This window comes from Cupriavidus sp. BIS7, assembly GCF_000292345.1.
GTDB lineage: Bacteria > Pseudomonadota > Gammaproteobacteria > Burkholderiales > Burkholderiaceae > Cupriavidus.
In genome coordinates this window covers 1-9766 of record NZ_ALOU01000116.1, presented here as the reverse complement: position 1 = coordinate 9766, position 9766 = coordinate 1, and the positions used below count along the sequence as shown (strand labels likewise).

At 66.0% G+C, this 9766-nt stretch carries 10 protein-coding genes; 7 read left to right on the top strand and 3 right to left on the bottom strand.

The features are described 5' to 3' along the window. Positions 1-55 precede the first annotated feature (55 nt). From B552_RS27980 to B552_RS0126690, 4 genes are all read left to right on the top strand, one after another. On the top strand, positions 56-598 hold the full coding sequence (locus tag B552_RS27980; protein WP_019452126.1) for a hypothetical protein: 543 nt from the start codon (positions 56-58) through the stop codon (positions 596-598). 85 nt (positions 599-683) lie between these two features. Continuing rightward, complete coding sequence (locus tag B552_RS0126700) at positions 684-1277, top strand: TetR/AcrR family transcriptional regulator (protein WP_019452125.1); 594 nt, start codon at positions 684-686, stop codon at positions 1275-1277. A gap of 63 nt (positions 1278-1340) precedes the next feature. Next, entirely contained in the window at positions 1341-1904 is a 564-nt protein-coding gene (locus B552_RS0126695; protein ID WP_019452124.1) for an OB-fold putative lipoprotein, read from the top strand. Positions 1905-2078: 174 nt separating this feature from the next. Further along, complete coding sequence (locus tag B552_RS0126690) at positions 2079-2669, top strand: Sbal_3080 family lipoprotein (protein ID WP_019452123.1); 591 nt, start codon at positions 2079-2081, stop codon at positions 2667-2669. A 97-nt stretch (positions 2670-2766) separates the two neighbouring features. Here the strand turns inward: B552_RS0126690 and B552_RS0126685 are convergent, their stop codons facing one another. The 3 genes from B552_RS0126685 to B552_RS0126675 all read right to left on the bottom strand — a co-directional run bounded on the left by B552_RS0126685 (position 2767) and on the right by B552_RS0126675 (position 5833). Next, positions 2767-3741, bottom strand: a complete 975-nt coding sequence (locus B552_RS0126685; RefSeq protein ID WP_019452122.1) for a M14 family metallopeptidase — start codon at positions 3739-3741, stop codon at positions 2767-2769. Positions 3742-3769: 28 nt separating this feature from the next. Beyond that, positions 3770-4741 (bottom strand): tripartite tricarboxylate transporter substrate binding protein, encoded by a 972-nt coding sequence (locus tag B552_RS0126680; protein WP_019452121.1) that lies wholly within the window; start codon positions 4739-4741, stop codon positions 3770-3772. 153 nt (positions 4742-4894) lie between these two features. Beyond that, positions 4895-5833 (bottom strand): LysR substrate-binding domain-containing protein, encoded by a 939-nt coding sequence (locus B552_RS0126675; RefSeq protein WP_019452120.1) that lies wholly within the window; start codon positions 5831-5833, stop codon positions 4895-4897. 331 nt (positions 5834-6164) lie between these two features. Between B552_RS0126675 and B552_RS0126670 the strand changes: the two genes are divergently transcribed. From B552_RS0126670 to B552_RS0126660, 3 genes are all read left to right on the top strand, one after another. After that, complete coding sequence (locus tag B552_RS0126670) at positions 6165-6746, top strand: hypothetical protein (RefSeq protein ID WP_019452119.1); 582 nt, start codon at positions 6165-6167, stop codon at positions 6744-6746. An 8-nt stretch (positions 6747-6754) separates the two neighbouring features. Then, on the top strand, positions 6755-8350 hold the full coding sequence (locus B552_RS0126665; RefSeq protein ID WP_019452118.1) for a GMC family oxidoreductase: 1596 nt from the start codon (positions 6755-6757) through the stop codon (positions 8348-8350). Between the two features lie 199 nt (positions 8351-8549). Then, on the top strand, positions 8550-9494 hold the full coding sequence (locus B552_RS0126660; protein ID WP_019452117.1) for a TetR/AcrR family transcriptional regulator: 945 nt from the start codon (positions 8550-8552) through the stop codon (positions 9492-9494). Positions 9495-9766 lie beyond the last annotated feature (272 nt).

The window sequence follows — 9766 nt, the reverse complement described above, 5'->3', positions numbered from 1 at the left end:
CGCAGACGGCCCCGCCGGCCCCGCTCTGACACCGGATTCGCCTGGATTTGCCTCGATGGCAAGGCCGCGGTCCGGTGAGGCATCGCCGGACAACCTGCTCGTCGGAACCCGCTCACTCACCGCTGGCGAGATCGCACTCGCGCGCCGCGTCTTCGCCAACAGCATCGATTACACCCGAGTCCGCATCCACGTCAGGAACTACATCTTCTGGCAGGGCGCCAACTACATCGTCACGCCCAATGGCCAGATGTACCTTGGCAGGAACCTGCGCCGGTACACCGACTTCAGCGCCGCGAGCCTGCCCATCCAGGCGTTCTTCATCCACGAGATGACGCACGTCTGGCAGCACCAGTGCGGCGTCAACGTGCTGTTCAGGGGCATGGGCGAGCAGATCCGGCATTTTCTTGGCTTCAACCAGTACAAGTACCGGCTGGAGCCCGGCAAGCCGCTCACCGCGTACAAGCTCGAACAGCAGGGCGACATCATGCGCGACTATTTCCTGGCGCAGATGGGGCAGGCAGCGCCATACGGCGTCGCGCAGTATCTCGCCGCGCTAGGACAATTGCCGGACGCTCCGCGCGGCCCGACCGTCGTGTAGCCGGCGCAGCGTTGACTTGCCCGGCGATGTGACCGACCATCGGCACGGAGCAATTGAATCGGGTCCGCCAGGACAGGAGTACGACATGCCGCGGGTATCGAAGGCGGAAGCGGAAAAGAACCGCGCAGCGATTGAACAGGTTTCGTCCCGGCTGTTTCGCGAGCAGGGGTTTCACGGCATCAGCGTGGCCGACCTCATGGGCGCGGCCGGGCTGACGCACGGTGGCTTCTACGGCCATTTCGAATCAAAGGACGCGTTGGCGGCCATCGCCTGCGCGCGGGCGTTCGAGGAATCGGAAGCGCGCTGGCGCAAGCGTGTGGATGATGCGCCGGACAAGGCCGGCGCGCTGTCGGCGTTGATCGACGGCTACCTTTCCGCGCGCAACCGCAATGCGGCCGGCACGGGCTGCCCGGTAGCGGCGCTGGCCAACGACGTCGCACGCGAGGCCGACGACAAACCCGTTCGGGCCGCCTTCCATGACGGGCTCGACAACCTGCTGGATATCCTGGCCAGCGTCCAGCCAGATGGCGATGCGGAAGCCAACCGTGCCGCTGCCCTCGCGCAGATGGCCACGCTGGCGGGCGCGCTGGTACTTTCGCGCGCCACGCAGGGCACGCCGCTGTCCAATGAGGTACTCGCCGCGGCCAAGGCGTATCTGCTGGCGCACGTCGGCAAGTAACAGGCGCGTTACACTGGCGGCCTTGCCCCATTTCCCTGGTTCCGCCGGAGCCCGCCCACCAAGATGTTGAGTCGCCTGCAGCAAACCCTTGTCGCCTTTGTAGCCGTGGCCGTCCTTGGCGTGCTGTGGTTTGTTGGCAATGACAGGGGCGACGTCGTTCCGCTTGAAAGTTCCGTCGCTCCAGCCACCGCGCCCGCCAGCACGCCGCGCGGCGTGCCGCGCAACGGTACGCTCGATCCGATCAGCATCGATCCCAACCGTCCCGCCGACGTGCTGCCCGAGTATCAGGCCGACAACCTGTTTGCCGATTACCGCGACAATGCCGGCGGGGCCGACGACCGCTATCGCGGCAAGTACTTCATCGTCGAAGGCGTAGCAAGCGGTATCCGCCGCGACGCCAGCAACGTGTTCCTGGAAATCCGCACGAGCAATCCGGGCGAACTGGTCCGCGCGGTCCTGCTGCGTCAGCAGATCTGCGGGCCGGCCGGCCGCACCTGCGAGGTCGAGGCGCGGGCCACCATGGTCCGGCGCGGCCAGAAGGTTGCCGTCGAATGCACGGGCGCGGGGCTGGGAGAGGGCGGCGTGCCGCTGCTGGCAGACTGCCTGATCCGGGGCGGCGCCAACTAACACCCATTCCAACCTGACGCATCCGTCACACGGGCGATTTGCGGTATCTGTGCCCCGCTGTTCCGCGCTTTGACCGCGCGCCGGTACGCCTACAGTACGCAGGCATGCTGCCGGCAATGCGCCCCTCATCCGAGTCCGGGCCGCCGGCGCCCTCGCCGACGCGATTCAGGACACATGATGAAGAGAGTAACGATTGCCGCCGCACTGGCCCTGCTGGCCGCGGGCTGTTCCACCTACCAGGCGGTCACGCCGGTCGAGCGCGCGGCCCAGGCTGACCCGATCGCCAGTTACCAGCCCGGTCCCTACGGCGGACCGGCGCAGATCCGCGTCGACGGCAACCGCGTGGTCGGCGCCGATGGCGCGCTGTTCTGCGTCATCACCAACGAGGTGAACGGCAACGCCTATGTGGAGACGTTCGCGAACGCCCTGCGTGCGCGCAACTTCGAAGTGAAGATCCTGCCGGTGTATTCGTCGGTGTCATCGTGCCCGATGGCAGCCACCTACACCGCACAACGTTCGACCTACCTGACGCCGTTCCTCGTCTCGGCCGATATCACGGTCTTCCGCAACGGCGAGCGAGTCGGCAAGGCCATCTACAACGCCAATCGCAGCGCAGGAGGCATCAACCTGAGCCACCTGATCCCGCCTGACATGAAGATCGAGGAACTGGTGGACCAACTGTTCCCGGGCCTGAAGCCGCAACCGGCGACATCCCAGGCGGCACCGGCTGCGAATCCCGCAACGGGCGCGGGTCCGGCTGCCTGAGCCTGAACAGGCTTTCAAAGGTCGGGGCCGGGGGACGCCTCTTGAGGGGGCATCTTGCCGGCACGCCGAAGTCAATCGTTGAATGGTGCCGCGGCGCTCAGGTTTCCAGCCGCCCCAGACGCACCACCGTGACGCCAGGCCGCAACTGGCGCAGCGACGGCATCACAAGCACGCAGTTGGCATAGGGGGTGACCACCGGCTCACCATCGCGCCAGCCGATCACGGTACCGGCCTCCGCAAACGTTTCCAGCCCGGTGTAGGGGCCGGCAAAGCGGAAGTCCATGCTGCTGGCCACCACGGGTTCGGTCACGCGGATCACGCGCTGTGCAGCCGGCAGCGGACGCAGCCAGCCAGCAGGCAGGTCCGCTTCTTCGACGATGCCCGCGCTGAGCAGAAAGCGCGCCGTGCTGTCACGTGCGACGTCGACCGCCGAAATCTCCCAATGCTGGCCACACTCGATCAGCAGCGCATTGCGCGGGCTGGCGGCGTCGCCAAAATCGGCGTAATCACGCATGCGGCGGCCTTCCGGATGGCCCTCGTCGACAATAACGTCCGCCGGCGCGCCGATGGCACGCGACAGCGCAATGCCCTTGTCCAGCGGGCCGGACACGATCAGCGGGCGGCTCTTCTCATGCATCGAGTGCAGGTCGAGCAGCAGGTCCACGGTGTCCACCACGGGACGCATGGCACGCGCACGGCGCAGCTCCGACGAGTCGCGCGATACATCATCAAGCACCGCCGACGTCCAGACGCGGTTGAAGTCCTGATCGACAAAGCGCGAGGCATCGGGCACGGCCGCATCGAAGCGGGCATACGCATCGACATTGGCAAACGACAGCGTGAGCTTGCCGCGCCGCGGGCGCAGGCCATGGTCGAGCAAGCCGGCCACGGCAATCGCGCCGCACACTTCATTGCCATGCGTGAGCGCGTTGACCATCACATGCGGCCCGGGCACGCCGCTGTCAAACGTGTGGACGTAGGCGATGCCGGTGTTGCCATCGGCATAGGGACGGATATCGGGAAACTCGACCTCGACGGGGTAGGCGTCGAAGGCGGTGGCGGTCTGCGTCATGGGGCTTCCTTGCGTGACTGCCTTGCGGTTATTCGTGGATATTGGCGGCCTGCACGATTGCGCGGTACTTGCCGGTCTCGCGCTTGACGAAGGTCGCGAACTGGGCCGGGTTGCCCGGCGCCACTTCCACACCGGCCTCGGCCAGCTTCTTGCGAACTTCAGGAAGCGCCAGCACGGCCTGCATCTCGGTATTCAGGCGATCAATAACAGGGCGCGGTGTAGCCGCAGGCGCCATCAATCCGAACCATACTCCCATGTCGACACCCTTGAGCACCGGGGTCTCGGCCAGCGCCGGGACGTTCGGGGCCACGCTGGCGCGTTTGGCCTCGGTCACGCCATAGACGCGCACACGGCCGGCCTGGATATGCGGCAGCGCCGATGACAGCACCATCACCGCCAGGTCGATCTGGCCGCCGAGCAGGTCGGTGGACATCGCCGAGGCGCCCTTGTACGGCACGTGGGTGATGCTGACCTTGCCCTGCTGCTTGATCAGCTCACCGGCCAGGTTCAGCGGCGTGCCGATACCGGACGATGCATAGGACAGCTTGCCCGGCTGCGCCTTGGCCAGGGCCATCAGTTCGCCCGCGTCCTTGGCCGGCAGTTGCAGCTTGCCAACCAGCACCATCGGCTGCGTGCCGACGAACGTGATCGGCGCGAGATCCTTCTCGCCGTCATAGCGCACAGCGGGATTGGTCAGGCGTGCAATCGACACCTCGCTGCCCGAGCCCAGCAGCAGCGTGTAGCCGTCGGCATCGGCCTTGACCACCTTTTGTGCGCCAATCGTCCCGCCCGCGCCGCCAAGGTTTTCGATCACCACGCTCTGGCCCAGCCGCTTGCCCAGTTCCGGCGCAACGGTACGCGCAACCAGGTCGACGCTGCCGCCCGCCGTATAACCCACCACCAGCGTGATCGGCTTGGTGGGGTAGCTGCCGGCCGCGCCTGCGGCAAAGGCACAACTGGCAAGGGTAGCGGCCACAGCCGCGCGCAGCAGGGTCTTCATGATTTCTCCGGGCAGTTCTAGGAATGTTGTGCGCCGATGGTAAAGAGGCGCGCGCCCGGTGACATGCGGCTTTGGCAATGCCGGTTGCCATTTTGGCAATGGCTTTCAATGCTCCCCTCTCTCGTGCACACGTGAGAGGGGAGAGAACCGTACCTAGATCATCGATGCCGCGCGCCAGAACGCCTCGGCCAGCGGCCGCATCTGCGCGCGCGGGCGGTAGAGGCGGATGTCGAGCGCAAGGTCTGCCGAATCACCGCCCTGAAGGTCGGCACGCACAAGGCGCCCCGCGTGGAGATCGTCGGCAATCAGCCGGGCCGGCAGCCAGGCCAGCCCCATCTTCTGCCGCACCATCTCGTGCACCGATTCTGCGAAATCGCTGACCGCAATGACGTCGAGCCAGCTCGCCAGCTTGCGGCGCGCGATCTCCTGGTTGACCATGCGGCCCATCGTCAGCGTTTCGGCATAGGCGATCATCGGCACCGGCACAGGACGCGCGCCCGCCTTGGGACGCCGCAGCCGGAACGCCGGGCCGCCGCGCGCATCGGCAGCCGACACGCAGACCAGCCGCTCCACGCCCACCGGGTGGAACGCATAGCGTGCGTCGTCGAGCATCACAGGCAGGTCATGCGGGCTGTAGCACAGCAGGAAATCGGCATCGCCCTCGGTGAACATTTCCAGGGCGTCATGCGTGGCGTGTGTGGAAAGCCGGGTACGGAATCCGGCGCCGACCGGGTCACCGCGCAGCGCGTCGCGCAGGCCGGCGAGCCATGCGGGCACCATCGAGCGCGCCAGCGTCTTGCCAGTGGCGATGGTCAGTGTGCTGGCATCGGCCCGGTGTGCCGCGCGCAGCGACAGGCGCGCTTCATCGAGCGTGCGCAGCGCCGCCTGCGCGGCCTCCAGGAACTGGCGGCCTTCGGCAGTCAGCCGCACTGGAAACTCGCTGCGGTCGATCAGCGGCGCACCGGCCCAGACTTCAAGCGCCTGCATGCGCCGGCCGAACGCGGGCGGCGTCACGTTGCGCAGCTCGGCGGCGCGCGCGAGACTCCCGGCCTGGGCCAGGCAGACGAAATCTTCGAGCCAACGGATATGCATGGGGGCAGCGGGCGGTGATGCCGCATTGTAACGTTGCCGACTCGGTTAGCACGGTCGTCGCCGACACGCCGCAGTCCGTGCCGAGGGTCAATCCGCTGGTTTGTAGATTTGCTCTATTTTTCGGCGATTTCCAGCCGCGTTGCGCGCACATCAAACGAGGCTCGCGACGAGAGAGCCGCATCGCAAATAGCAGTCATTCGTGCGTTTGAAACTGCTGAAAAGGCGGAAAAAAAATTCCGCACTTCGGCAGAATCGCAATACACCCTCGGCTGGATGTACCCTGTCCGGCATAAAACCAATATCGGAAAACGAAGACCACCACGGAGACACGATGCCCATACCGGCCCCACAAGCTGTCGAGGATTCGACGCGCCGCCAGTTCCTCAAGGTTGGCGCCGGGTTCTCGGTCGCGATCGCCTGCTCGGCGTTGCTGCCATCGCTGACGGGCTGCTCGCCTGCCAGTGCAGTGCCGCAGGCGGGCATGGCGTTCCTGCGGCCCGCCGACGTCGCGCTGTTGCGCGCGCTGCTGCCGGCCGTTGTCAGCGACCTCGAAACGGTTGACCCGGCACAGCGCGAGAAGCGTGTGAATGCGGCCGTCCTTAACATCGACGGCACGATCGCCGCCATGGTCCAGAACGGTCAGAAGGAACTGCGCAAACTGTTCGACCTGCTTTCCAGCACGCCGCTGCGCTGGGCTTTGGCCGGCGTGAGCACGTCATGGGAGGAGGCCACGCCGGAGCAGATGCGGACGTTCCTGACACGCTGGCGCACCAGCCGCTTTGCAACGCTCAATGCGGGCGGCGTGGTGCTGGTCAAGCTGGCCAGCGTCGGTTACTTCGTGCTGCCCGATGCCTGGGCGGCAAGCGGCTATCCCGGCCCCAATCCCGCGGTCTATCGCGCCATCCATAGCTGATCCACACCATGGCCATCAACGATATCTACGGCGCCGGCATTGCGTCCGGCTGGAAGGTGCTCGACGCCGCCACCTTCACCGCGCCACGCACGTTTGAAGCCGACGTCGCCATCGTCGGCACCGGCGCCGGGGGCGGCATCGCCGCGGAAGTACTCAGCGAAGCGGGGCTCAAGGTGCTGCTGCTCGAAGAAGGCGGGCTTCATACCTCGGACAGCTTCAAGGACATGGACGAAGCACGCGCCTATCGCGAGCTGTACCAGGAAGCGGCCGCACGCGCGACATCGGACGGCGCCATCTCGATCCTGCAGGGCCGCTCGGTGGGCGGCAGCACCACCGTGAACTGGTCGTCGAGCTTTCGCACGCCGCCAAAGACGCTGGCGCACTGGGCGGCGGAACACGCTGTGACCGGGCACAGCGAGGCCGAAATGGCCCCGTGGTTCGCAAAGATCGAAGCGCGCCTCAACATGGCGCCATGGGCGATGGACCCCAATCCGAACAACACCGTGCTCAAGCGCGGCTGCGAAAAGCTCGGCTGGGAATGGCACGTGATTCCGCGCAACGTGAAGGGCTGCTGGAACTCCGGCTATTGCGGCCTGGGCTGCCCGGTCAACGCCAAGCAGTCGATGCTGGTATCGACGATTCCCAGCGCGCTCGCACGCGGCGCCACGCTCGTGCATCGGCTGCGCGTGCGCACGATCGACCATGACGGCAAGACCGTGAGCGGTCTGACCGGCGACGCACTGCGCAGCGATGGGTACACGGCCAGCGGCATTACCGTCACCGTCCGCGCGAAGCATGTGATCGCCGCGGGCGGCGCCATCAACACGCCCGCGCTGCTGCTGCGCTCGCGCGTGCCGGACCCGAATGGGCGCATCGGCCAGCGGACATTCATTCATCCGGTGAATTTGAGTGTTGCGGAAATGCCGGAGAAAATCGAACCGTTCTATGGGGCGCCGCAATCGGTGGCCTCCGACCACTTCCAGTGGCGAGACGGCGCGACCGGGCCGATGGGTTACAAGCTCGAAGTACCGCCGCTGTTCCCGGGCATCAGCTCAGGCGTGTTCAATGCGCTGGGCGACGACCTCAAACGCCAGATGGCCGCGTTGCCGCACACCAACGCCATGCTGGCGCTGTTGCGCGACGGCTTCGTGCCGGACAGCCCGGGCGGGCGCGTGCGCATTGCCGACGACGGCAGCCCCGTGCTGGACTACGACGTGAGTGACTACGTCTGGGACGGCGTGCGCCGCGCGTACCTGAGCATGGCCGAGGCGCAGTTCGCAGCCGGCGCGAAGCGGGTACGTCCCGCACACCTCGATGGCCAGGACTACACCAGCTGGCCCCAGGCGCGCGAGGCTATCGGCCAGCTGCCGCTGAAGAAATTCCGCGCGCTGCTGTTCAGCGCGCACCTGATGGGCGGCTGTGCCATGAGCGACGATCCGACGCGCGGCGTGGTCAACAGCGCAGGGCGCCACCACCAACTGGAAAATCTTTCCGTGTTCGATGGCTCGGTCTTCCCAACCAGTATTGGTGCGAACCCTCAGTTGTCAGTGTTCGCGCTCACGGCGCAGAATGTGTCGGCACTGGTGCAAAACATCACGTCGTGATTGAAACGGGCCCGAGCAATCGGGCCTGCAGTTTAGAGGAACCGCTCGAATATTAGTCTTGTTAAACAGACGAGGCGCTGGGTAGGCTCCTCACAACCGTTTTAAGCATCCGTATGCCGATAGAGCACGGAGCTGCAGCGGTCGTGGATTATTTTTTATTGCAGGGGTCCACTGCTGATTCATAGCGAGAGACGCCCCCATGAAGACCGGGAAGACCACGGCAGGAGACACCAAGGCTCGTATCCTTGATGCGACCGAAAAGCTGTTCATCGAGGTAGGCTACGAAGCGACATCGCTCAGACAGGTTACGTCTCGGGCGATCGTCAATCTGGCCGCCGTCAACTACCACTTCCGCAGCAAGGAAATCATGATGCAGTCGGTGCTTGGTCGCCGGCTGGATCCGCTCAATACCCGTCGGCTCGCATTGCTGGATGCTTGCGAAGCGCGCTGGCCGGGTAACGACATCCGCTGCGAGCACGTGATGGGCGCACTGTTCGTGCCCGCGCTCCAGATGGCGCGCGAGCCCGAGATCGGCGGCCCATCGTTCCTGCGCCTGCTAGGGCGCGTGTATTCGGATACATCCCCGTTCATCCAGTCCTGGCTGATGGGGCACTACGCACCCGTGTTCGGCCGCTTCTTCGAAGCGTTCGCCCGCGCGTTGCCGGACGTGCCGCGTCAAGACCTGGGCTGGCGCCTGCATTTCGCGCTCAAGGCGCTTGCAGGCGTGCTGGCCGGCGACGAACTCGGCAACCTGATGCCGGCGTTCACGCAGGGCAGGCGGATGAGCGATGCGCAGGTGCTGGCGCAACTGACGTCGATGGTGGTGTCGGCCCTCAAGGCCCCCACGCCAGCGCCGCAGGAGCTCGGTGCGCTGCAGGATGTGTTCGAGATCGGCGTGGCTCAGCACGCCGACAAGCAGGCCCAACTCGCGGCGCTGGCCGCCACAGTGGAAAGCGAGGCCCAGCAGGCCGCGGCAGCCGCCGCGGCTACGCTGGGACGCGCCAGACGCAGTGCGCGCGCAGCACGCAACGAGGGGGCATCGCGACCGGCCACCGCCAGCATGGCGGTACGCCGTGAGCACTGCGCAACCTTCCCAAGCAACCCGCTCGACGACTGGATGCGAACCCGCCCCAGATCATCCTAGCCGACCGTGACGCGGCGGCCCCCACCAGGACCGCCGTTCATCGGGCAGCGCATCGCCTTGCGGCCCAAGGCCGAGGATGGCTGCTTCGCGGTGTGGTTCAGCCGTTTCGAGATTGGAGAAATCGACCTGCGCACATCATGATGTGCGCAGATCACGTGTCACCTATGTCCCCGAACACCCGTTACCCATGTCTCCGGTCTGTACACCGCAAGCGGGAGAGGGGAGAACACCATCGGTATTTCAAACCCTGTCGGCTTGCTCCCCTCTCCCGC

Bases quoted from the DNA above. Each gene is read 5' to 3' on its own strand.
- B552_RS0126685 (WP_019452122.1), bottom strand. From the start codon at position 3,741: ATGACGCAGACCGCCACCGCCTTCGACGCCTACCCCGTCGAGGTCGAG.
- B552_RS0126700 (WP_019452125.1), top strand. From the start codon at position 684: ATGCCGCGGGTATCGAAGGCGGAAGCGGAAAAGAACCGCGCAGCGATT.
- B552_RS0126695 (WP_019452124.1), top strand. From the start codon at position 1,341: ATGTTGAGTCGCCTGCAGCAAACCCTTGTCGCCTTTGTAGCCGTGGCC.
- B552_RS27980 (WP_019452126.1), top strand. From the start codon at position 56: ATGGCAAGGCCGCGGTCCGGTGAGGCATCGCCGGACAACCTGCTCGTC.
- B552_RS0126675 (WP_019452120.1), bottom strand. From the start codon at position 5,833: ATGCATATCCGTTGGCTCGAAGATTTCGTCTGCCTGGCCCAGGCCGGG.
- B552_RS0126670 (WP_019452119.1), top strand. From the start codon at position 6,165: ATGCCCATACCGGCCCCACAAGCTGTCGAGGATTCGACGCGCCGCCAG.
- B552_RS0126665 (WP_019452118.1), top strand. From the start codon at position 6,755: ATGGCCATCAACGATATCTACGGCGCCGGCATTGCGTCCGGCTGGAAG.
- B552_RS0126680 (WP_019452121.1), bottom strand. From the start codon at position 4,741: ATGAAGACCCTGCTGCGCGCGGCTGTGGCCGCTACCCTTGCCAGTTGT.
- B552_RS0126660 (WP_019452117.1), top strand. From the start codon at position 8,550: ATGAAGACCGGGAAGACCACGGCAGGAGACACCAAGGCTCGTATCCTT.
- B552_RS0126690 (WP_019452123.1), top strand. From the start codon at position 2,079: ATGATGAAGAGAGTAACGATTGCCGCCGCACTGGCCCTGCTGGCCGCG.